The 21,010-nt window shown below is 67.0% G+C and carries 20 protein-coding genes; 8 read left to right on the top strand and 12 right to left on the bottom strand.

What is annotated here, in order from left to right:
- The first annotated feature begins 107 nt into the window (after nucleotides 1–107).
- The 7 genes from HBF32_RS17015 (at nucleotide 108) to HBF32_RS16985 (ending at nucleotide 6,499) form a co-directional block, all read left to right on the top strand.
- Complete coding sequence (locus HBF32_RS17015) at nucleotides 108–719, top strand: hypothetical protein (protein WP_166700971.1); 612 nt, start codon at nucleotides 108–110, stop codon at nucleotides 717–719.
- Between the two features lie 162 nt (nucleotides 720–881).
- Complete coding sequence (locus HBF32_RS17010) at nucleotides 882–1,589, top strand: MtnX-like HAD-IB family phosphatase (RefSeq protein WP_166700970.1); 708 nt, start codon at nucleotides 882–884, stop codon at nucleotides 1,587–1,589.
- A 16-nt stretch (nucleotides 1,590–1,605) separates the two neighbouring features.
- Nucleotides 1,606–3,009: an aspartate aminotransferase family protein gene (locus HBF32_RS17005; protein ID WP_166700969.1), complete on the top strand. Its 1,404-nt coding sequence runs from the start codon at nucleotides 1,606–1,608 to the stop codon at nucleotides 3,007–3,009.
- Between the two features lie 31 nt (nucleotides 3,010–3,040).
- Complete coding sequence (locus tag HBF32_RS17000; RefSeq protein ID WP_193570522.1) at nucleotides 3,041–3,325, top strand: acyl carrier protein; 285 nt, start codon at nucleotides 3,041–3,043, stop codon at nucleotides 3,323–3,325.
- Complete coding sequence (locus HBF32_RS16995) at nucleotides 3,322–4,548, top strand: beta-ketoacyl-[acyl-carrier-protein] synthase family protein (RefSeq protein ID WP_166700968.1); 1,227 nt, start codon at nucleotides 3,322–3,324, stop codon at nucleotides 4,546–4,548. Before HBF32_RS17000 ends, HBF32_RS16995 begins: the two co-directional genes overlap by 4 nt.
- Nucleotides 4,548–5,627 (top strand): GNAT family N-acetyltransferase, encoded by a 1,080-nt coding sequence (locus tag HBF32_RS16990; RefSeq protein ID WP_166700967.1) that lies wholly within the window; start codon nucleotides 4,548–4,550, stop codon nucleotides 5,625–5,627. The genes HBF32_RS16995 and HBF32_RS16990 overlap by 1 nt, the downstream gene beginning before the upstream one ends.
- Complete coding sequence (locus HBF32_RS16985; protein ID WP_166700966.1) at nucleotides 5,624–6,499, top strand: arginase family protein; 876 nt, start codon at nucleotides 5,624–5,626, stop codon at nucleotides 6,497–6,499. Before HBF32_RS16990 ends, HBF32_RS16985 begins: the two co-directional genes overlap by 4 nt.
- 3 nt (nucleotides 6,500–6,502) lie before the next feature.
- Here HBF32_RS16985 and HBF32_RS16980 read toward each other — a convergent pair whose 3' ends face one another.
- The 8 genes from HBF32_RS16980 to HBF32_RS16945 are packed head-to-tail and all read right to left on the bottom strand — an operon-like array spanning nucleotide 6,503 to nucleotide 13,488.
- Nucleotides 6,503–7,717 carry a DegT/DnrJ/EryC1/StrS family aminotransferase gene (locus tag HBF32_RS16980; protein WP_240148018.1) on the bottom strand — a complete coding sequence of 405 codons (1,215 nt, stop codon included), beginning with the start codon at nucleotides 7,715–7,717 and terminating at the stop codon, nucleotides 6,503–6,505.
- A 5-nt stretch (nucleotides 7,718–7,722) separates the two neighbouring features.
- Nucleotides 7,723–8,121: a DMT family transporter gene (locus tag HBF32_RS16975; protein ID WP_166700964.1), complete on the bottom strand. Its 399-nt coding sequence runs from the start codon at nucleotides 8,119–8,121 to the stop codon at nucleotides 7,723–7,725.
- A complete protein-coding gene (locus tag HBF32_RS16970; protein WP_166700963.1) occupies nucleotides 8,118–8,477 on the bottom strand; it encodes an EamA family transporter in 360 nt (119 codons plus the stop codon). The genes HBF32_RS16975 and HBF32_RS16970 overlap by 4 nt, the downstream gene beginning before the upstream one ends.
- Entirely contained in the window at nucleotides 8,465–9,319 is an 855-nt protein-coding gene (locus HBF32_RS16965; protein WP_166700962.1) for an alpha/beta fold hydrolase, read from the bottom strand. Before HBF32_RS16965 ends, HBF32_RS16970 begins: the two co-directional genes overlap by 13 nt.
- Nucleotides 9,320–9,366: 47 nt before the next feature.
- Nucleotides 9,367–10,293, bottom strand: a complete 927-nt coding sequence (locus tag HBF32_RS16960) for an HlyD family secretion protein (protein WP_166700961.1) — start codon at nucleotides 10,291–10,293, stop codon at nucleotides 9,367–9,369.
- A complete protein-coding gene (locus HBF32_RS16955) occupies nucleotides 10,290–11,033 on the bottom strand; it encodes an ABC transporter ATP-binding protein (protein ID WP_166700960.1) in 744 nt (247 codons plus the stop codon). The genes HBF32_RS16960 and HBF32_RS16955 overlap by 4 nt, the downstream gene beginning before the upstream one ends.
- Nucleotides 11,030–12,163 (bottom strand): ABC transporter permease, encoded by a 1,134-nt coding sequence (locus HBF32_RS16950; protein WP_166700959.1) that lies wholly within the window; start codon nucleotides 12,161–12,163, stop codon nucleotides 11,030–11,032. The genes HBF32_RS16955 and HBF32_RS16950 overlap by 4 nt, the downstream gene beginning before the upstream one ends.
- Nucleotides 12,163–13,488 carry a TolC family protein gene (locus HBF32_RS16945; protein ID WP_240148017.1) on the bottom strand — a complete coding sequence of 442 codons (1,326 nt, stop codon included), beginning with the start codon at nucleotides 13,486–13,488 and terminating at the stop codon, nucleotides 12,163–12,165. The genes HBF32_RS16950 and HBF32_RS16945 overlap by 1 nt, the downstream gene beginning before the upstream one ends.
- Before the next feature lie 546 nt (nucleotides 13,489–14,034).
- Between HBF32_RS16945 and HBF32_RS16940 the strand changes: the two genes are divergently transcribed.
- Nucleotides 14,035–17,043: a TonB-dependent receptor gene (locus HBF32_RS16940; protein ID WP_166700958.1), complete on the top strand. Its 3,009-nt coding sequence runs from the start codon at nucleotides 14,035–14,037 to the stop codon at nucleotides 17,041–17,043.
- A 37-nt stretch (nucleotides 17,044–17,080) separates the two neighbouring features.
- On the opposite strand, the gene HBF32_RS16935 is transcribed toward HBF32_RS16940, so the two are convergent.
- From HBF32_RS16935 to HBF32_RS16920, 4 genes are read right to left on the bottom strand one after another with little or no spacing between them, the layout of a single operon-like run.
- Nucleotides 17,081–17,842 (bottom strand): COG4705 family protein, encoded by a 762-nt coding sequence (locus HBF32_RS16935; RefSeq protein ID WP_166700957.1) that lies wholly within the window; start codon nucleotides 17,840–17,842, stop codon nucleotides 17,081–17,083.
- 46 nt (nucleotides 17,843–17,888) lie between these two features.
- Complete coding sequence (locus HBF32_RS16930; protein ID WP_166700956.1) at nucleotides 17,889–19,016, bottom strand: NAD(P)/FAD-dependent oxidoreductase; 1,128 nt, start codon at nucleotides 19,014–19,016, stop codon at nucleotides 17,889–17,891.
- Nucleotides 19,013–20,248, bottom strand: a complete 1,236-nt coding sequence (locus HBF32_RS16925) for a dicarboxylate/amino acid:cation symporter (RefSeq protein ID WP_166700955.1) — start codon at nucleotides 20,246–20,248, stop codon at nucleotides 19,013–19,015. Before HBF32_RS16925 ends, HBF32_RS16930 begins: the two co-directional genes overlap by 4 nt.
- Entirely contained in the window at nucleotides 20,245–21,006 is a 762-nt protein-coding gene (locus HBF32_RS16920) for a L,D-transpeptidase family protein (protein WP_166700954.1), read from the bottom strand. Before HBF32_RS16920 ends, HBF32_RS16925 begins: the two co-directional genes overlap by 4 nt.
- Nucleotides 21,007–21,010 lie beyond the last annotated feature (4 nt).

Raw genomic sequence — 21,010 nt, 5'->3', positions numbered from 1 at the left:
TCCCTATATGAGGATGCGCCGAAACCTCATACCGTTGGCGTGGCGCGTTAGCCCTGATCAACAAGGGTCGGACATTCGCAGTCCGATGCAAAGAAAAGGAAAAATGCATGCTCCAAGGATGCTCCAAACTCGAACCTCACCGGGCTTATGGCATATGGCACGGTGGTCGTCTCGTGATTGCCTTGAGGCGGATGATCGGCTGGGCGTCATGGCTCGCCGTCGCGACGTTTCTCTACAGTATGGCTTGGATTCGTCTCGATGAGGATTTTGTTCTGGCCTTTCCTCCAGCCCTGTACGGCCGCCTGGAGGCATTGATGGGTTTGACGTCGCATGACGCACGCGAAAATCTGGCTATATGGTTTACATCCCTCTACGCGGTGCTTGTTCTTCACGCCATTGCATGGATAGCCATGGTGCGTCTGAAGCCCAAGTCCGAGCACCGCGCAAGCGTCTGGAACTTATGGAAGGGCCGCCTATATGCCACCGTTGGCTGGACATGCTGGTGGATCGTCTCCGTTATGGGCACCCATCTGGCCGGTGAAATCATTTATGAAGCGCGCGGCGGCACGTTATCCAACGACTCCGATGTGCTCAATCAGGAGCTTGCAGCAGCAATCGTTCTAGTCGTGTTGCTTCACCTGGCGGGCGTCGGCCTGGCCCATCTTGTAGAAACGGCGACGGCGAGGATTGCCAGGTGGTTTCGATCATCCTGCACCTAGGCGCAGGTCGGCCCGGGAAGCTAAGACGACAGTTGTGTCCTCGGTTGAGTTCAGCGGGTCGGACAGGGCCACCTAAAGCCTAAGCTTCTCGTGGGTTTACGGAAAGGAAAGGGAAAGCACCCAAGGTTAGTGTCAGGGCCAATCCGATAACGGTGGCCCGTCATGATCCCGCACGAATGGAACATCCTTTGCGACTTCGACGGCACGATTTCCGTCGAGGACGTGATGGATTCCCTGTTGGACCGATACGGCCGGCCCGGTTGGGAACGGTTGGAGCGGGACTGGCGGGAAGGGCTCATCGGGTCGCGCGCCTGCATGAGCGGCCAGGTGGCACTGCTGGAGATGAGCGCCGGGGAACTCGACGCGCACCTGGCCGAGGTCCGCATCGATCATGCATTTCCGGATTTCGTGGCGAAGGCACGCGAACTGGGCGTGCCCATCCACGTGGTGAGCGACGGGCTGGATTATGCGATCCGCAGCATTCTCGGCCGCCACGAGATGTACGACCTCCCCATATCGGCGAATCACCTGGCGCCCGGCGCCGCACCGAACCGCTGGCGCCTGGTCTCGCGATTCCAGGCGGCGGGCTGCGCCAGTGGCACCTGCAAGTGCGCCTGCGCCGACCGCAGCCACGGGGACGGTACCCGGAAAACCCTGCTCATCGGCGATGGCGCGTCGGACTTTTGCGTGGCCGACCGCGTCGATCTCGTTTTCGCCAAGCACCGGCTGATCGAGCATTGCCGCGCCGCGGGTATTCCCTACATCCCGATCACCGGCTTCGAGGATGCGCTCGCATTCCTGCCAGCCCTGCTCGAAGGCCGCCTGCCCGAGCTGACGACTTTCCCCCAACCCCAGGACGCTCCTGTCTGACGCAGGACGAACGACCATGACGCTACTCGAAAAACACACGGCGCTAAGGATCGACGACGCGCAACTCCTCGCCGACGAGGCACGCTACAGCTCGTTCGGCGATACCGTCCATTACGTCGATCCGCCTAAGATTTTCCGTCGCTGCGAAGGCAGCTGGATGTTCGACAGTGCCGAGGTGCCTTTCCTCGACCTGCAGATGTGGTATTCCGCGGTCAACTTCGGTTATGGCAATCGCCGCCTCAACGGTGTCCTCAAGCACCAGATCGACGAACTGCCGCAGGTCGCCAGCCAGTACCTGCACCAGAGCCGCATCGAGCTGGCCAAGACCATCGCCCTCGACGTGGAGGGGAAGTTCGGCCGCAAGGGGCGCGTTCACTTCAATGTGGGCGGGGCGCAGGCGATCGAGGATTCGCTGAAGCTCGTCCGCAACGCCAGCAACGGCAAGAGCCTGATGTTCGCCTTTGAAGGCGGCTACCACGGCCGTACGCTGGGTGCGTCGTCGATCACCTCCAGCTATCGCTATCGCCGCCGTTTCGGCCACTTCGGCGAACGCGCGATGTTCATTCCGTTCCCGTATCCGTTCCGCCGTCCGAAGGGCATGACACCGGAGGAATACTCCGATGCCTGCGTCCGCCAGTTCGCGCGCCTGTTCGAGACCGAATACAACGGTGTGTGGGATCCCAAGGTCGGCCAGGCCGAATACGCCGCCTTCTACGTGGAACCGATCCAGGGGACCGGCGGCTATGTGATCCCGCCACCCAACTTCTTCCGCGATCTCAAGAAGGTGCTCGATCAGTACGGCATCCTCATGGTCGTCGACGAGATCCAGATGGGTTTCTGGCGTACCGGCAAGCTCTGGTCGATCGAACACTTCGGCGTCACCCCCGACGTACTGGTGTTCGGCAAGGCGCTGACCAACGGTCTCAACCCGCTTTCCGGCCTGTGGGCGCGGGAGGAGCTGATCAATCCGACGGTGTTCCCGCCGGGCTCCACGCACTCGACCTTCAACTCGAATCCCCTGGGCACGGCCCTCGGGCTCGAAGTGATCCGGATGGGGTACGAACTCGACTACGAGACCAGCGTCCCGGCCAAGGGGGCGTATTTCCTCGAAGGCCTGCGCGATCTCCAGAAGCGGCACAAGGAAATCGGCGACGTCGATGGTCTCGGCCTGGCATTGCGTGCGGAAATCTGCACGGAGGACGGTTTCACGCCGAACAAGGCGTTGCTCGATCGCATGGTCGATATCGGCCTGGCGGGCGAGCTCGAACACAAGGGCAAGAAAATCGGCCTCGTCCTGGACGTGGGCGGTTGGTACAAGAACGTCATCACCCTGGCGCCTTCGCTGGACATCACGTACGAGGAGATCGACCTCGCCATTGTCTTGCTGGACCAGTTGCTGACTCGCGCAAAGCGTCGCTGAGCAGGCATGCCCAGCGCGAAGGAGGAATGCCATGAACGCCGTGCCAATCGATGAACCGATCCGCGACCGGATCGTCGCGGTCATTGCCAGACAGGTGAACCTGGAGCCCGCGGCCTTGCATCCCGAGGCGACGCTCAAGAGCCTGGGCATCGCTTCGCTGGACGCCATCGAATTGATCTTCGACCTCGAGGAGCACTTCGATATCACCTTCCCCGAGGATTCCGCGGATTTCAACACCGATACCGTGCAACACCTCATCGATGCCGTAGAGCAGGCCTTGGCCAACCGCCCGGGCGAAACGGGGGCCGCCGCTTGAACCCGCAACGTCGGCGCGTGGCCATCACGGGCATGGGGGCCGTCAGCCCTTATGGCGAAGGTGCCGATCCCTTATGGCAAGGCTTGCGGGACGGTATCGGTGCGATCGGGCCGCTGCGGCATCCGGCCTCCGCGCAGGTGCGGATCAAAATGGCGGCACAGGTGCCGGAAAGTTTCGACCCGTCCTGCCAGTTCGCCGAGAATGTCCTGCCCCTGCTCGACCGCACGTCGCAGTTCGCGCTGCTGGCGGCACGCGAGGCCATTACCCAGGCGGGTCTCGACTTCACGGCGAACGACCTGGGTCGACGCACTGCCGTGGTGATCGGTACCGGCGTCGGTGGCGAGGGTACGCGCGACGAGCAATCCCGGCGCATCTACGCGGAAGGCTCGGTGCGCATGCATCCGCTGACGATCGTGCGGATGATGCCCAACGCGCCCGCCTGCCAGATCAGCATGGCGTACGGCTTGCGCGGGCCGGCCTTCGGCGTGGTCGGCGCATGTGCCTCGTCCAATCACGCGCTCGCGCAGGCGGCGCTCCTGATCCGCGCAGGCCTGGCCGATGTCGCGATCGCCGGTGGCACCGAAGCCTGTTTCACCTTGAGCGGGCTGCGTGCCTGGGAGGCGATGCGCGTCCTGTCCGACGAAACCTGCCGACCGTTCAGCAGCAACCGTCGCGGGTTGGTCCTGGGAGAGGGCGCGGGCGTGTTCGTGCTCGAAGCCATGGAACACGCGCAGGCGCGAGGTGCCGTGACGCTCGCGGAGCTGGCCGGCGTGGGCATGACGGCGGACGCGGGCGACATCGCGGCGCCGGATCCCGCCGGTGCCGCCGCGGCCATGGCGCAAGCGCTGGAAGATGCCGACCTCTCCGCCGCCGACGTCGATTACATCAACGCGCATGGCACGGGCACGCGGGCAAACGATCCCAGCGAAACCCAGGCCATCCACCGGGCATTCGGCGGGCATGCCCGGAAACTCATGGTCTCGTCGACCAAATCGATGCATGGCCATGCCTTGGGCGCATCCGGTGCGCTGGAACTTATCGCCGTGCTGGGCGCCCTCAGGGAAGACACGGTGCCGCCTACCGCCAACCTGGACGAAGCCGATCCCGCCTGCGATCTGGACTATGTGCCGAACACGGCCCGGAAAAAGCATGTGCGCGCCGCGCTCAGCAATTCGTTCGCCTTTGGTGGACTGAACGCTGTCCTTGCCCTGAAGCGCGCGTAATGCGTGCCTCCGTCCCGGTGTCCACCGCGCTGGAACCTGAAGCGCTGGTGGAACATTTTCTCCGGCATCCGCCCGCCGGCTTCAGCGCGGAGCGATCGCCGTCAGGCATGCCGACCTTCGTCACGCCGTTCGATCTCCTGACGACGGCGGACGAGCCACTGCGCAAGCGCATCGCCGCACTGCCCCTGTACCGGATGTGGGGGCCCCTTCTGCGCTGGCGCACCCGGTTCGCCGGCTGCACCGTCACCGAGTACGCGCCGCTGCCATCCACCGTCGCCCCTTCGACGCTGGCCGACGAACTCCTCGCCGTGTACGGCCGGGAATGCGCCCTGTTCATCGTCAAGGACCTGCCGGACGCCTCGCCCTTGCTCGACGAAGCGGCCAACGTCCATGCCGCCGCCTTTGCCGAGGCGCTGGTCGCCCGCGGGTTCGTCTTGCTCGACGGCATGGACCTCGCCTGGGTCCCGCTCGATTTCACCTCGATCGACGACTATCTTGGCCGTCTGTCGGCGGGACGGCGGAAGAATATCCGGCGGAAGCTGCGCTCCCGCGCGCTTCTCGACGTGGAGGAACTACCTGCCGGCAGCGAGGTATTCGCGTGCGAGTCCCTGCTCGACGAGTGTTATTCGCTGTATCGAAACGTGCATGCGCAGAGCGAGGTACGGTTCGATTTCCTGGATAGGGCATTCTTCGCGTCGGTGCTGCGGGACAAGGAAAGCGACGGCGTGGTCTTCCTTTACCGCGCGGATGGCCAGCTCATCGGCTGGAACCTCTGCTACGCGTTCGGGGGCATGCTCGTCGACAAATACATCGGTTTCGCCTATCCGGAAGCCCGCGATCACAACCTGTACGCGGTCAGCTGGATGCATAACCTGGAATACGCGCGCCAACGCGGTTTCAGCCATTTCGTTGCCGGTTGGACCGACCCCGAGGTCAAGCGACAACTCGGCGCGCGCCTGTCCCGCACGCGGCACGCGGTCTACTTGCGCCATCCCTGGCTGCGCGCTGCGTTTCGCCGGATCGCGCATCGGTTCGAGGCGCCGCCGGTGAGTGACGGCGAGCAGGGGGTATCCCGATGACGGCGCCTGTCGTGCTCGACATCGACCGGTCCGTAGGTCGCCTTGCCGGTGCCCACGTCCTGCCGCTGGGCGAGTGGCAGGAGGCGCTTCGCTTCGGCTGTGCGGTGCGCACGCTGCGGCGTTTCGGGCGGCTGCTGGATGGCCTGCTCCCGGACGAGAGGGCGACCGTCATGCTGGGCAGCGGCGATTTCCACCATCTGAGCTGGCCCCTGATCGCCCGCGTATCCGAGCGGAAGCTGTTCCAGGTGGTGGTTCTCGACAATCATCCGGACAATATGCGCTTTCCGTTCGGCGTGCATTGCGGTTCGTGGGTACGCCGGGTCGCTGCGCTGCCGCAGGTCAGTCACGTGCATGTCGTCGGCATCGGTTCGTCGGATATCGATCGCGAGCATGCGTGGGAGAACTATGCCACGCCGTTGAAGCTCGGCCGGTTGACCTACTGGAGTATCGGTGTCGACGTGTCCTGGGCCAGGCGCACCGGTTTGCGCGACGCGTTTCGCGATTTCGATACAGCCGACGAGCTGGTCCAGGCCTTCTGCGCGTGGCAGGAGCATCGCCTGGAGGCAACCTACCTGTCGATCGACAAGGATGTCTTCGCGCCGGAAGTGGTCACGACCAACTGGGACCAGGGCTGGCTGCGCATCGGGCATGCGCTGGCGATCATCGGAAGCCTGCGCGGTGGCCTGGTGGGCAGCGACATCACCGGCGAGGTGTCGTCGTACCGCTATCGCCGCTGGTGGAAGCGTTGGCTATCGTCCATCGACGCCCAGCCGGCCATCGATCCCTCCGACCTGCCATCGTGCCAGGCCCGCCAACACGCGCTGAACGCGATCCTTCTCGAAGCCATCGCCCGCCGCGTCGAACCCGGTTAGCGATCAGGGTGTCCTCAATGCGCCGGCGATTTCGCTCGCGATGTTTTCGAACAGGTCGTCGTCGAGCCATGGACTGTTCGTGATCGTCAGCGTGCGGCTCGCGAACTCGCGCGCGTTGGGCGTGGCGACCTGGGGTACGCGGTCTTCCAGGTAGGCGTAATCGCCCAGGGCGTGCACGAACAACCGGCTGACCCCGACGCCACCGGTCCAGAGGCGGGCAAGCACCGCGTCGCGGCTCGCCTCGCTCGGCAGGTGGAGGAGCAGGAGCGGCCAGCTGGCTTCGCTGTCGGCGCGCGGAACGAGCACATCGACGGCGTCGATGCGTTGCAGCCGGGCAACCCTCGCGAGGGCCTGTGCGCGGCGTCGCGCCAGGAAGGCCGGCCAGCGCGCCGCCGCGCGGGTTCCCACCCCCTGTCGCCAGCGGCCCACACGGTGCAACGGGATCTTGGGCCCGAAGGCGTCGCCCACCGCCGCCACCGCATCGCCCCGGCGAAGATGGCGCCGCAGCGGATGGCCATAGGCGAGGCCAAGGCCGAGGGGACGATACAACGCCGCCAGTCCAAGCAATTCAACGCAGCGGCGTAGTTCCCACCCCGGATGACGCGGCACCAGCGCGTCGTGGGTCCGGTGCAAGGCCATGCGCAACGACGGATCGCTTGCGACCAGCAGTCCGCCCTCGTAGATGGAGAGTCCCTTGCCCGCCGCGAGGCTGAAGAATCCGATGTCGCCACGCAGTCCGACGCTTTGTCCGCGATCCTGCGCGCCCAGCGCCTGGGCAGCATCCTCGATGACCCACGCTCCCTTTGCATGCGCCACGGTACAGGCCCACGCGGTGTCCGCCACGAGCCCGCCCAGGTGCGTCGGAATGACGGCTAGCGTGTCGGCGGTGCAGGCACGTGCAAGGGCCTCGGGGTCCATGTCGAAATGCCCGGGTCGGGTATCGCAAAGACGCAGGCCGAGACCGAGGGTATGCACCGCGATGGCGACCAGCGGGCAGGTATAGGCCGGCACGACGACGACACGGCGATCCGGTGCCCGCTCCTTCAGCGTGGCCAGGGCGATCAGCAGCGCGGCCGTGCCGGACGACGTCAGCAGCGGCACCGGAATGCCGAGTTGTCCGGCGAGCAAGCCGGGTAAGTCGCCGCGCCTCGGCAGCAAGTCGGTGGCGCGCAGGGGCAGGCCCGCCGACGGGGGAATCTCGTGAAAGCGGCGGCGCATGGTACTCATCCCACCGCGGCAGGCCGGGCCGCGTGCATGCCGCGTTCGGCCAGGCCGAGGCACACGATGCCGGCGACGATCGCCACGGCGCCGACGATCCTCGTCGCCGTCAGCGGCTCGTGCAGCAACCAGACCGACAGCAGCATCACGCTGACCACCTCCAGGTGCGACGCGGCAAACGCCGGTCCGATGGGAGCGTGCTTCAGAAGGCTGATCCATGTGAAGAACGCGCCGAGGTATCCGGTCAGCGCGCCGTAGATCCAGGGTTGCCCGAACACACGCAGCAGCCAGCCCAGGTCGGCCGAAAGGGGCAGGGCGTGTTCGCCGGCCAGCTTGAAGGACAGCTGGGCCAGCGTGTCGAAGCTCATCAGCAGCAGGAAACCGATCAGGTAAAAGCGCTTCATCCACCCACTCCCACGATGGCCACGCCGATGGCGACCAGTCCTGCGCCGACGAGGCGCAGCGGCGTGAGTTTTTCGCCGAACAACATGCGCCCCGCCAACATCACCGCCACGATGTTGATCGAGCCGAGCAACACGCCCTTCGATAGCGGCACGAGCGAGAGGAAGGCGATCCAGACGAGGAATTCCAGGCTGTAACAGCCGATGCCGAGCCAGAGCCAGGGGCGCACGGCCATATGCCGCCAGCGCGCCGCGCCGTCGCCGGCGTCGGGATCGCAGGCGGCGGTCTTGAAGGCGAGTTGCCCGACCGTGTCGAGCAGGAGATTGGCGGCCCATAGCGCGAGGGTCAGCGGCTCCATGGCGCGGGTTCCGTCGGCGTGGGCGGGCTTCCCGGGGGGACGATGGCGTCGAAGAAGCGCACCGAGTGATCGATCAGCATCCGTCGCTGCCGGTCGATCGTGATCATGTGGTAGCTGTCGTCCAGGAGGAGGAGTTGCGCCGGCGCGTTGATATTTTCCATGACGATCTCGGCGTTGCGCACGCTCGCCACGTCGTCGTCGCTGGCATGGGCGACGAGGCAGGGCGAGACGACCTTCGGGAGCTGGCGGCGTACCGTGCCCGATAACAGGTGGAGGTCGGCGAGCGAATGCCAGGGATTGCCGAGCAGGCCGGCGATGGTGCTGTCGCCGCTGCGCATGGCGGCGCTGACCTGCTCGCGCAGGCGTTCGTCGCGCAGGCCGTAGGGGTGCTGTTCGACGAAACTCCGCGTGCGCGCGAACCCGAAGCGCTTGAGCATGGGGAGAAGGAACGAAAGCCGTGCCTGCCAGGGGATGCTCCACCCGTCATAGCGGAAGGTGGCACCGTAGACACCCACCCCGGCGATCTGCCCGGGACGGTCGGCCGCGAGCTTCAGGGCGAGCAGGGCACCCATCGAAAGACCGCCCACGAAGAGGTGGTCGACCTTGTCGCGCAGGGCATCGGCGGCTTTCTCGACGCTTGCGTACCAGTCGCGCCAACCTGTCGCCAGGAGGTCGTTGGTCGTGCCGCAATGGCCCGCCAGCTGCATGCCGTGGACCGTGAAGCCGGCATGGTTCAGGCCTTTGCCGAGCAGACGCATTTCCATCGGCGTGCCGGTCAGGCCGTGGATCAGGAGGACACCCCGGCGGTCGCCTTCCAGGAAAAAATCGGTTTGCCGGATCACCGGGCTACTCCCGCAAGATAGGGTGGAAAGGCTCGCATCGCGTCGTTTCACCGGCCTTTCTTGCGACTGGGGGGCATGGCCGCGCCAAAACGCACGATCACGCGTTCGCCGACGCGCGGCGTTGGCGTGCCGTCAAAGGCGAGGACACATTCGACCGTGCGGCTGTTGGCACGTTTCTCCGGATCGTCTTCCAGCTTGGACGTACCGAACATCGGACCGATCCGCAGGACATGCGCGGGCCATGGCTTGTCCTGGGCACTGGCGTCGGCCGTTACCAGGGCCGGAGATCCGGGCCGCACCGCGTCGACATACGCTTCGCCCAGTTCCGCACGCACGATCCGCGCGGTGCGTGGCAGCAGGGTGAACGAGACGCCGGATTGGGGAGAGACGCTGATACCGGGATGGATGGCTACCCGAACCACGTCGGCCTCGACGGGCGCGCGGAGTACACCTTGCGATGCTTCGAAACGCGCGGCGGCCAGTTTCTGTTCGGCCGCCGCGACCCCTGCCTTGGCCGCCGCGTACTGCCCGCCGAGTTCCCTCGCCGCGTCGCGCGCGTCGTCGGCACTCTGTCCGTCGCCCGCACCGTCGCGTTCCGCCTCGGCGAGACGCCCGGCCCGTCGTCTGGCGCCGGCCAGCCGGTCGCGAAGGAGGCCCAGCTGGGCCCGTGCCTGGTCGACCTCGGCCTGCGCGGCGGCGATGGCGAGGCGGGCGGGTTCGCGGTCCAGCGCGGCCAATACCTGGCCACGCCGCACGTGGTCTCCCTCGTGGACGTCGACGTCGGCCACCACGCCTTCGCGTGGCAGGGTGAGGTCGAGGACGCCACCTTCGACATCGACCCGGCCCCGGGCGACCGCCGCGTAGCGGGGCGCTTCGGCGGGGGCGGCGGTTTCGGCCGGCCGCGAACACGCGCCGAGCAGAAGGGCCAGCAACGAGGCGAATGCCGTGCCGCGACGGAGCGGGAGCGAAATCATGGCGCGGTCTCTACGTCGAAGGAGGCCGGCTCGGCCAGGCGCCGGTCGCTCAGGATGCGGCCGTCCTCCATGGTTAACAGGCGATCGGCGTGGCCGATCAGGCGGGGATCGTGACTGACGCAAAGCACGGTGGTGCCGTGCGTGCGCGCGACGCGATGGAGTATGTCGATGACGATCTGGCCACTGGCCGCGTCGAGCGCACTCGTGGGTTCGTCGGCGAACAGCAGCTGCGGTTCCTTGGCCAGGGCCCGGGCGATGGCGACGCGCTGCTTTTCGCCGCCCGACAGCTCGGCGGGCTTGAGTGTCATGCGCTGGACGAGCCCCACCTCGTCGAGGGCACGCACGGCGCGTACCTTGGCCTGGGCTGCGGACAATCCGAGGTAACGCAGCGGCAGCGCCACTTGCTCGAGGGCGTCCAGGGCCGGAAAAAGATTGAAACCCTGGAAGACGAAACCGGTATGCAGGAGCCGGAAGCGTTCCAGCGCGGTGCGGTTCATCGTGTGCAGCGCGTTCCCGAGCGCGTGGACCCGCCCCTCGTCGGCCTGCTGCAGACCGCTGAGGATGGCGAGCAAGGTGCTTTTGCCGCAGCCGGACGGTCCGGCGACCAGCGTCAGTTCGCCCGCATGAACGGACAGCGACAGGCCGTGCAGGATGCGGGTGGTCAGCTTGCCTGCCAGGAACGATTTGCCCACGCCTTCGGCGCGCAGGGCAACGGGAGGGAGGGACGACGCGGCGGTCATCGGAGCAGGCTCACGGGATCGGCCTGCCTCAGCACGCGGATGGCGGCGAGGCCGGACGCGGCTGCCAGGACCATGACGAGGACGGCGCAGGCCACCGCGGTCGGCAGGTCGAGGGTGACCGGCACATCGAGCGTGCGGGCGAGGCCAAGCAGCGCGGAGCCCAGCGCGCCGGCGCCCAGCATGCCCAAGGCCCCGACCCAGAAGGCCTGTTCCAGCACGATGCGGCGCAAGGCGGATGCGCCGATTCCCAGCGCGTTGAGCGTGGCGTACTCGCGCACGGAGCCGCCGATAGCGGCGACGAGCGTCTGGCTGGTGATGATGGCACCCGCCAGAAACACGGTCGCCGCGAGGAACAGCACGCCGGCACCGGCGCCGGTGTCGAACAGCCAGTAGAGCGCCGAACGGCGGGCGAACGCGCTGGCTGTCCACGCTTCGTAACGTCCGAATGCGGCATCGGTATCCAGGCGTCGCGCTACGGCTCCCGCGTCGGCGGGATCGCGCAGGCCGGCGACGAAATAGGTAGGTCGTCCGCCGTCCTCCGGATCGGCATCGAGCTGGCGTGCCGTGGCGAGCGAACTGACGACGTTGACGCCACCCAGCGCGCGCAATCCGCTGCTGACACCCACGACGCGCACGGTATGCCCGTTGATGGCCGCCGTGCCGCCGACCGCCACGCCGAGCTTGTCGATGTCGGCGCGATCCACGATGACGGCATCCGGCTCGTCGAGGCGCGCGCGCAGACCAGGCGGAAGCACGTGCGCGAACATCAGGCCGTCAGGCCGCGTATCGATGCCGGAGACGAAGACCGATTCGCTGCCGTCTCTGGCGCTTCCCCGCCAGTCCCCATCCAGGCTGAAGAAGGGTTCGACACGGGCGACGGCGGTATCCATCCACAACCGTGCTTCGATATTGGGATCGATGGCGCGGCCAAGGTTGACGCTCTGCGTGCCGGGATACCCCACCCAGATATCCGCGGACGAACCGGTGACGGCGACGGCGGCGGTGCCGAAGATGCCCAGCACCAGGGCCGCCTGAAGCAGTTGCAGCAGGCCCGCGAAGCCCACGGCGACGATGGCGGGCAGGAAGCGGCGCCATTCGTGCAATAACGTCTTGCGTGCCAGGGCGACCATCAGTCGGTTTCCGTGGGCAGGGGCGCTCCCCCGAAAGCCTTGAACAAGGCCACGAAACCAAGCCCGCGGCTCGCCCTGGCCTGGACCAGCGCAAGGGCCGCCTGGTCGTGCGCCAGGCTGCTTTCCGCCTGTTCCATCGGACCGGCCAGCTTCAGTGCGACGCGGCGCACGACGATCGCATGGGCAGCATCGGTCGCCGCCGCGCTCTCGGCCATCCGCTGCTCGTAGTCGGTTTCCCGGCTCAGCCTGCCGAGGGCCGTCTCGACTTCGGCGACGCCGTGGAGAACGGCAGCCCGATAGGCCAGGACGCTGGCCTTGAGCTCATGCGCCTTCGCGTCGGCCGCCGCCGCGCGCATGCCCCAATCGAAGAGCGGTATGTCGACAAGAGGGCCGAGTGCGGGAATCGCGCTGCCGCCGGACCAGTACAGGGAGCCGCCGATGGCGAGACTGGGATAGCGGTTCGCGCGGGCCAGCCCTGCTTCGCCAGCCGCGTGCAGCACGTCGGCTTGCGCGTGCAGGATTTCGGGACGCGAGCGGAGGAGGTCGGCCGGCGCGGCATCGAGGTGCCAGTTCCCGAGCGTCGGCATGGGCGCGGCCTGGAACCAGGCCGGATCGGGTTCCGGCTGGCCGAGCAAGACCGCCAGTTGCTGGGCGCTCGTATCGATCTCATCGCGCGGTTCGACCAGTGCGGCCTCGGCCAGGGCGAGCGCCGCCCCGGCGCGTTGCACGTCGCCTTCGTTCGCCAGGCGCAAGCGCCGGCGCGTCGTCAGCATGCCGTATTGCCGCGCGCGGATGTCGCGAATGCGTGTCAGCCACTCCGCCTGTTCCTGCGCCGCTCGCAAGCTCAGCCATGTGCGGGCGACTTCGGCCACCAACGACACCTGTGCGGCGCGCAGGTCCGAGGCGGCGCCATCCAATGCGCCGCGTGCCACGTGCCGGGTCGCCTCGCCTCGCCCGAACAGATCGAGTTCCCATGTGGCATCGAAGCCGGCCACGAAGGACGAGGACCTGGTGTCGGGATTGGTGAAGTTGTCCGTCCTGGCGTCCAGCTGGGGCCGGAAGCGCGCGTCGGCCGTGCCATGCAACGCACGCGCCGCGCGCAGGCGCTCGATGGCTTCTTCCAGCCCGAGGTTGCTGGCCAGGGCCTCGTCGACCAGCGCGTTCAGCGTGGTATCGCCAAACGCGTGCCACCAGCCGTGCAGGTCGGTGGGGGTGCCGGCGCCCCTTGCGGCATGCCGCCAGTCCGCGGGGGTCGGGGCGTGAAGTTCCGGCACGGGCACGCCGGCGCAGGCGGCCAGGAGGGCCGCCAGGGTCAAGACCAGCATGTTCCGCATCGCCACAGTTCGCATCGCATGATCCGGGAACTCGAGTGCATTGTCGGGGCGATATCTTTCGCGACGGTTCCGCCTCGTGAAATATCGCGGGGCCGGGTCCCTCGCCCCGGCGAGATTCCTTAGCGCAAGCTTCGGCCGCTATGCGGCGGGCGTGGGGCGTCGATATCTTCCATCGAGCCATCTAGACGTCCAAATGCTTGACACGGCCATGTTGTCCCGTGTTACGGTGGCGCACCGCAGCAAAAAACGAGGGGTCGTCATGCGTCACCCTGAACTCGTTAATTCCTACTCCGCGCGCGCGCATCACGCCGCCGCGCGATGTTGTTGTCGTCGCCGCTGATCCAGCGGCGTGGGGCGCTGACCGGCCGCGCCGGGCACGGCGTCTCCTCCTGACTCTGTTTCGATCCATCGACGCCGCGCAGGCGTAACGGGCGGTTGCGCCCGTACACCGGCAAGCCACTGCGATCGACCCATCGCCCTCGCAAGGGGAAGGCGGTGCGGCCGGGGTTTGCCCAACATCCACGATCAAGGGTTTCCATGAACAAGTTGTCGTTGCAGCGGTCGTTGCTGGCCGTCGCGGTGTTTTCCGCGTTCTCGGGGGCCGTGCTGGCGCAGTCCACCACGGGTTCGATCTATGGGCAGGTGCAGGCGGGCGAAGGCGATGTCGTCCGTGTCGTGAACGACACGGGCCTCACGCGCGACGTGCCGATCGACGCGCGGGGCCGTTATTCGGTGGCGCAGTTGCCGTTGGGTACCTATACCGTATCCGTGATCCATGCAGGCGCTGCGGTGCGGAGCCGGGAGAACGTGGCGCTGCGCGTGGGCTCGGGTGTGGAAGTGTCCTTCGCGGCACGGTCGGTGCAGGATCTGGGCGGAGTGAATGTCTCCGCGAACGCCTTGCCGGCCATCGACGTGTCCACGGTCGACTCGCGCACGGTCGTTACCTCGCAGCAGCTGGCAAGGCTTCCGTTGGGGCGCAGCTCCGAAGCCATCGCGCTGCTGGCTCCCGGCGCGGTGAACAATAGCGGCAGCTATACCGGTGCCACCGGCAATTCCCTGGTGTCCTTCGGCGGTTCCGCCGCCAGCGAGAACGCGTACTACGTCAACGGCTTCAACACGACCGATCCATTGCGAGGTTTCGGCGGGATCTCGCTGCCCTATGGCGCCATCGAGCAGCAGGAAGTCTATACAGGCGGGTATAGCGCGCAGTACGGTCGTTCCGACGGCGGCGTCATCAACGTGGTCGGAAAGCGCGGCACGAACGACTGGCACGCCGGTGCGCAGCTTATCTGGGAGCCGAACGGCCTGCGTGCGAAGGAGAAGGACAGCTACTACACGAACGGTCTCCCGCCGCAACCGAAGGCCGGCAACCTCTACGCGCCGAACCGCGCCAACAGCGTAACTTCGACCACGGCGAGTCTTTATGCCGGCGGCCCGCTCATCAAGGACAAGCTGTTCCTCTTCGCCGCCGCCGAGGTGGAGCGGCAGACCGGCGATACCGTGAGCAACGTGACCCTGCCGCAGTCGCCCGACCGTTCCTACCGGTATCAGTTGCCGCGCTGGTACGCGAAGCTGGACTGGAACATCGACGACTCGAACATCCTCGAGGTGACCGGCGCCTCCGACAAGACCGAACGCTCGGGCACGATCTACGACTACGACTATGCGAACCGCCGGCGCGGCGAAAGGCTTTCCGGAGCCAACGACGAAAAGTTCGGCGGCGACGTCTATACGGCGAAGTACACCGGCTACCTCACCGACAACCTCACGATCAGCGCGCAGTACGGCAAGATGCGAACGGTGAACTACGTGGTCCCGTCCGGCTACAACCCGGACGCCGTGTATATCGCCGGCCAGGATTTCCAGAACCCGGCCTATACGGGCGGGGTGGCCCGCGAGAACGGACAGACGATTTCCTCGCTGGCGAACCCGAACCGCGGCAACGAGACGACGAACACCCGCTTCGACATCCACTACACGCTCGGCGACCACACGATCACCGCCGGCATCGACAACCAGCAGGCCCGGGCGCGCGACCAGGGCACGTCGAGTTCCGGGCCGGGCTACATCTGGACCTATGGACAGGGCTCGCCGGACCTTCCGATCTCCACCGGACTCGGCGTGGACGCGCCCGGCAACTATCCCGGTGGCGAAGAAGGCTACTACGTGGTGCGCGGCGTCTCGTCCAGCCTTGCCACGGTGCGTTCGAGCCAACGCGCGCAATACGTCGAGGACGCCTGGCAGGTCACCGACCGCTGGCTGCTGACCCTCGGCCTGCGCAACGACCAGTTCACCAACTACAACGCCGACAGCCAGGTCTACATCAGGCAGACGTCGCCGCAATGGGCGCCGCGCCTCGGCTTCAGCTGGGACGTGAATGGCGACGCCACGTTCAAGGTCTACGGCAATGCCGGGCGCTATTACCTCGGCCTGCCACTGAATCCGGCGCTCAATGCCGCGGGTGGCGCCTTGTCGACCTCGCAGTACTTCACGTACACCGGCATCGCCGCCGACGGCCAGCCCACCGGACTCACGGCGATCGCGCCGGGGGTGCCGGTGTCGTCGAACAACTACTTTGGCCAGCTGCCGGACCCTAAGACCGTGGCGGCGAAGGGCATGAAAGCCGAGAACCAGGATGAGTACATCCTCGGTTTCACCAAGACCTTCGGCACCGACTGGGTATACGGCGCGAAACTCACTTACCGCAAGCTGCGCAATGCGATCGACGATTACTGCGACATCGACCGCATCGTCGCGAAGGGGCAGTCGCTGGGACTGGACATCGACACCAACCAGGTCAACAGCTGCTACCTGTTCAATCCGGGACAGGCCAATACCTTCACGCTGCTGGACACGGCGGGCAACCACGTGGCGGTACCGGTCAGCAACGAGGAACTCGGTTTCCAGGGGCTGAAGCGCAAGTACTACAGCCTGGAGCTTCTGCTGGAGCATCCGTTCGACGGCACCTGGTACGCGCGGGCCAGCTATGTGTTCTCGCGCAGCTACGGCAACACGGAAGGCCAGCTGCGCTCGGACCTCAACCAGACCGCGGCATCGACCAGCGAGGACTGGGACAACGCGGAGGTGATGGAGCACACCAACGGCCCGCAGAGCAACGACCATACGCACCAGTTCAAGGTGTTCGGTTACTGGCAGATCGCGCCGGAATGGCTGGCTTCGGCTAACGTCAGCCTCGTGTCCGGCACGCCGCGGCATTGCCTCGGCTACTACGGCGCGGACCATTCCGATCCCGCCGGCTACGAGGGCGACTACCACTATTGCAACGGCGAGCCCTCGCCCCCGGGGGAGCAGGGGCGGCTGCCGTGGATCCGCCAGATCGATCTCGGCGTGACCTGGCGCCCGTCGTTCGGCGCCGGGAAGCTGGCCTTCAATGCGAACGTGTTCAACCTGCTCGACGAACGCCGCGCGTTGCAGAAGTACCCGTATTCCGAGGCAGGCCCGGGCGTGCCGGAGCCGGCGTATGGCGTGATCACCGCACGGCAGGAACCGCGCTATGGGCGCCTGAGCGTTTCCTACGATTTCTGAGCCGGGGCATCGCCGGCAGAGTCGCTTCCCGCCGGGCCTAATGCCGGTTTGGCGGGAGCCGGCCCTGTCGGCGGTGGGTGTACGCGATGCATAGCAGGATCAGTCCGAGCAACACCGCCGATGCCGAGAAGCGATCGAGCGCAAGTCCTCCATGGCTCACCGGCTTGTCGAGCAGGTCGCCGACGACGGCACCCAGTGGACGGGTGAGGACGAACGCAACCCAGAACAGCAAGGTGTGCGATACCCGCGTCCAGGCATAGGCCATGGCGGCGAACGCGATGAGCGCACCGAACACGAGGGCGGCACCCATGTAGCCGAGACCCATGCTGTCGGCCGTCCAGTCCCCGAGGGCGGTGCCCAGCGTCTGCGAGAACATGATCGTGGCCCAGTAGAAGGCCTCGCTGCCGGGCGAGCCGATCGAATCCACGGCGATGCTGCCGAGGGTGCGGTACCAGGCGAACAGCGAGGCCAGGAGCATCGCAAGCAGTAAGCTCGCGCCACCGGCGTATCCGATGCCAAGCGAGCGGTCGGCAAAATCGGCCAGCGTGGTTCCCACCGTGGTGGTGGCGATGATCGTGGTCCAGTACAGCAAGGGATGGAACCGGGTGGCGCGGATCTGCAGCGTCACGGCGACGACAAAGACCAGCGCGAAGATGCCGGTGCTCAACAGGTATCCGAGTTGCATCGACATGGACACCGCGTCGCCGCCCGTTTCGCCGAGCGTGGTGGCGAGGATCTTGATGATCCAGAAGCCTGGCGTGACCTCCGGTACCTTGCTGACAGTTCGCCTGGCCTGCACGTGACGTCGCCTCGCGGATGTTTTCCGCAAGCCTAAGTCTCCGTCCTTAGATTGGCCCTAGGGACAATCTTGCGTGGCCCAGCAGTTCGGGTGTGATGCCCTGGTCCAGCAGGTGCCATGGCATCGGCCGGCCCAGGATGATCGATGCGCAGGCCTCGGCCATCGCCGCGCTGGTCTGGATGCCGTAGCCGCCTTGCGCCGCGAGCCAGAAGAAGCCCTCCGCATCCGGTGCGAAGCCGCCAACGAGGTCGCCGTCCGCGACGAAGCTGCGCAGCCCTGCCCATGTACGCGTGGGCCGGCGGATCGTCATCGTGGTGGCTTCCTCGATGCGATGGATGCCGAGGGCGATGTCGAACTCCTCGGGCTGCACGTCGTGCGGAAACGTCGGATCGGCGTTCGCCGCCGAACCGAGCAGCAGGCCGGCATCGGGCTTGAAGTAGAAGGTCTCGTCGATGTCGACGACGAACGGCCACGCGGCCGCGTCGATACCGTCGGGTGCCGCGAACGTGAATGCGGAACGCCGGCGAGGTTCGAGCCCGATGGGCGCGACGCCGGCCTTGCGGGCCAGGACGTCGGCCCAGGCGCCGGCGGCGTTCACCACGACGGGCGCGCGCCATGTCTCGTTGACGATCCAGTCGCCGCCCTCGCGGCGGATCGAGGTCACGTCGGTATCGACATGCAGCGCCACGCCGTTGGCCTTCGCGCCGCGCAGGAAGCCCTGGTGCAGTTCGTTGACGTCGATATCCGCGGAGTCGGGTTCGAAGAAGGCGATGCGTGCGGCTTCGGGTCGAAGCACCGGCACGAGATCCAGGACCGCCGAGCCATCCAGCAGGGACAGCGACGGCGTGAACCGGCGGACGGCCTCGTATTCCTCGCGCACGCGATCCGCCTGGTCGGCGCTGCCTATGACGAGCGCGCTGCGCGGCTGGAGGATGGGGTGCGCCGAGAAGCCGGAGGGTGGCCGTTCGAGGAAGGGGCGGGTGGCACGGCTCAGTGCGCGTACCTGCGCCGAGCCATAGCTTTCGCTGAAGTGCGCGGCGGAACGGCCCGTGGTGTGGAAGCCGGCGAACGACTCCCGCTCGAGCACGGCCACACGCGCGTGCGGTGCAAGGAACCATGCCACCGAGGCACCGGCGATGCCGGCGCCGACGACGATCGCGTCCAGGTGTTTCATGCCCTGTCCTTGGCGGATTGGGCGGCGACCACGCTGGTCGCCGCGAGGTCGGCGGTGACGTTGCCGAGTGTCGCGAGGGTGTCGGGCAGCGTATCCACGGCGAGCATCAGCCCGAGCGGACCCACCGGCAATCCCATCGCCTGCGCGACGGGAACGTTGGTCGCGATGAAGGTGACCTGGCCCGGCAGGCCCACCGAGCCCAGGCTGATCACCACGGCGAGCGCGGCGCCCGCCGCCAGTTGGGCGGCGCCGAGGTCGATGCCGAGCGCCCAGGCAATGAAGCTGGCCGAGACGATGTACTGCACGGGGCTGGTGAGCCGGAACAGCGAGACGGCCATCGGAAGCACCAGCGAGGTGATCGCGGTGGGATAACCGAGCCGGCGGTCCGCGCTCTCGATCATTGCCGGCAGCGAGGCCAGCGAGGACTGCGTGCTGAACGCGACGACCTGCGCCGGGGCGATGGCCGAGGCGAAGCGGACGAAGGGTTCGCGTCCCCACACGCGCGCCACGACGAGCATGAGCGCCGTCACCAGGAGGTAGACGATGCATTCCACCAGCACGTAGACGCCGAGCGCACCGAGCATGTGCAGGCCCGCGCGCGCGCAGACGGCGAGGATGAGGGCGAAGACGCCGAAGGGCGCGAGCATCAGCACCCAGCGAACCACGACGATCATGGCGTCGGCGATGGCGCGGAAGAATTCCACGACCAGCGCACGCCGTTCGGCCGCGATGCGGGTCAGCGCGAAGCCCAGGAACATCGCGAAGACCACCAGCGGCAGCATCGCGCTCTCGGCGGCCGCCATCACCGCGTTGGTGGGCACGATGCCGGCGAGCCAGTCGGCCCAGCCGACGGGCTTCGTCGACGGCAGGTGTCCCGTGGCCGTCTCGAGCGCCGCACGCAGCGAATCGCTGCGCGGGAAGAGCAGGAACAGCTCCGGCGCGGCGATGGCGGCGACGGCGGCACCGAGGGCCAGCAGCAGGAGGAACACGACGATCGCGCGACGGGCGATGCGTCCGGAAGCGGCGGCGTCCGTCGCGGTGTTCGCGCCGACCACCACAAGCGAGAGCACCAGCGGTACCACGGTCATCTGCAGGGCGCTGAGCCAGAGCTTGCCCAGCGGCTGCACCGCGTCGGCCACGCGTACGGCGGCCTCGGGTGTCCAATGGGCGAGGGCGATGCCGGCGGCCGCGCCGAGGGCGAGGCCGAGGAGGATGCGTTGGGTCGAGGTCATGGGGCCGGGAGATTCCAAGCTTCGCGCAGTCGCGCGTATTCGGTCTTGGGGAGCAGCACGAAGACGGGCTTCTTGTCGGGGTCGAGCCAGCCCAGCAGGCGTTCCATCGTGGTGTCGGTCATGGCGGTGCAGCCGGCGGTCGGCGAGGTGGGCGACTTCCACAGGTGCGCGAAGATGCAGCTGCCCGCGCCCTTGCGGCCGTCGGGATTGTGCTCGATGACAAAACCGATGCGGTATGCGCGGTCGCCGTCGAAATGCAGGTCGCGACGCATCGGCTCGGTGGCGCCGGCCACCGCCTTCTCGCCGACCTTCTTCGCGTCGACGATCTGGTTGTAGTACGGCGACGAATTCACGTCGACGCAATAATCGGAGGCGGTGAGCCCGCGGTAAGGCAGGGCGGTGGCATTGCTGTCCGCATAGCCGAAGGCTTCGCCGATCCGGAATACGCCGGCAGGGCTGCGCCCGTCGCCTTCCTTCTTCACCGGACCGCCGTGCCCGGGGGGATTGAGACCGACGCCCCAGGCGCTGCCGTGCCGGCCGATCGTGACCTCCGCGGCCGGTCCGACCGGCGTCCAATGCGTGCCTTCGCGCACGTAGGCACGCAGCGTGCCGTGGTCGACGTCCCAGCCGTCGGTGGTCACCACGATCATTTGCCGCGAGACCGACCAGGCGGCCGGTGTCTCGAAGGCGCCCGCGGAAAAGGTCGCGGCGAACGCGAAGAATCCGAGGAGGCGAGGAAGGAGGCTGGGCGGCGGCATGGCG

Source organism: Luteibacter yeojuensis (assembly GCF_011742875.1).
Taxonomy (GTDB): Bacteria; Pseudomonadota; Gammaproteobacteria; order Xanthomonadales; family Rhodanobacteraceae; genus Luteibacter; species Luteibacter yeojuensis.
Note: the sequence above shows the minus strand (reverse complement) of the source record. Positions and strands in the feature narration are given on the sequence as shown.

Excerpts from the sequence above, each read along its gene's own strand:
- HBF32_RS17010 (WP_166700970.1), top strand. The coding sequence starts at position 882 with ATGATCCCGCACGAATGGAACATCCTTTGCGACTTCGACGGCACGATT.
- HBF32_RS17015 (WP_166700971.1), top strand. The coding sequence starts at position 108 with ATGCTCCAAGGATGCTCCAAACTCGAACCTCACCGGGCTTATGGCATA.
- HBF32_RS16920 (WP_166700954.1), bottom strand. The coding sequence starts at position 21,006 with ATGCCGCCGCCCAGCCTCCTTCCTCGCCTCCTCGGATTCTTCGCGTTC.
- HBF32_RS16950 (WP_166700959.1), bottom strand. The coding sequence starts at position 12,163 with ATGGTCGCCCTGGCACGCAAGACGTTATTGCACGAATGGCGCCGCTTC.
- HBF32_RS16940 (WP_166700958.1), top strand. The coding sequence starts at position 14,035 with ATGAACAAGTTGTCGTTGCAGCGGTCGTTGCTGGCCGTCGCGGTGTTT.
- HBF32_RS16930 (WP_166700956.1), bottom strand. The coding sequence starts at position 19,016 with ATGAAACACCTGGACGCGATCGTCGTCGGCGCCGGCATCGCCGGTGCC.
- HBF32_RS16990 (WP_166700967.1), top strand. The coding sequence starts at position 4,548 with ATGCGTGCCTCCGTCCCGGTGTCCACCGCGCTGGAACCTGAAGCGCTG.
- HBF32_RS16945 (WP_240148017.1), bottom strand. The coding sequence starts at position 13,488 with ATGCTGGTCTTGACCCTGGCGGCCCTCCTGGCCGCCTGCGCCGGCGTG.
- HBF32_RS17005 (WP_166700969.1), top strand. The coding sequence starts at position 1,606 with ATGACGCTACTCGAAAAACACACGGCGCTAAGGATCGACGACGCGCAA.
- HBF32_RS16955 (WP_166700960.1), bottom strand. The coding sequence starts at position 11,033 with ATGACCGCCGCGTCGTCCCTCCCTCCCGTTGCCCTGCGCGCCGAAGGC.
- HBF32_RS16985 (WP_166700966.1), top strand. The coding sequence starts at position 5,624 with ATGACGGCGCCTGTCGTGCTCGACATCGACCGGTCCGTAGGTCGCCTT.
- HBF32_RS17000 (WP_193570522.1), top strand. The coding sequence starts at position 3,041 with ATGAACGCCGTGCCAATCGATGAACCGATCCGCGACCGGATCGTCGCG.
- HBF32_RS16970 (WP_166700963.1), bottom strand. The coding sequence starts at position 8,477 with ATGGAGCCGCTGACCCTCGCGCTATGGGCCGCCAATCTCCTGCTCGAC.
- HBF32_RS16975 (WP_166700964.1), bottom strand. The coding sequence starts at position 8,121 with ATGAAGCGCTTTTACCTGATCGGTTTCCTGCTGCTGATGAGCTTCGAC.
- HBF32_RS16980 (WP_240148018.1), bottom strand. The coding sequence starts at position 7,717 with ATGCGCCGCCGCTTTCACGAGATTCCCCCGTCGGCGGGCCTGCCCCTG.
- HBF32_RS16960 (WP_166700961.1), bottom strand. The coding sequence starts at position 10,293 with ATGATTTCGCTCCCGCTCCGTCGCGGCACGGCATTCGCCTCGTTGCTG.
- HBF32_RS16925 (WP_166700955.1), bottom strand. The coding sequence starts at position 20,248 with ATGACCTCGACCCAACGCATCCTCCTCGGCCTCGCCCTCGGCGCGGCC.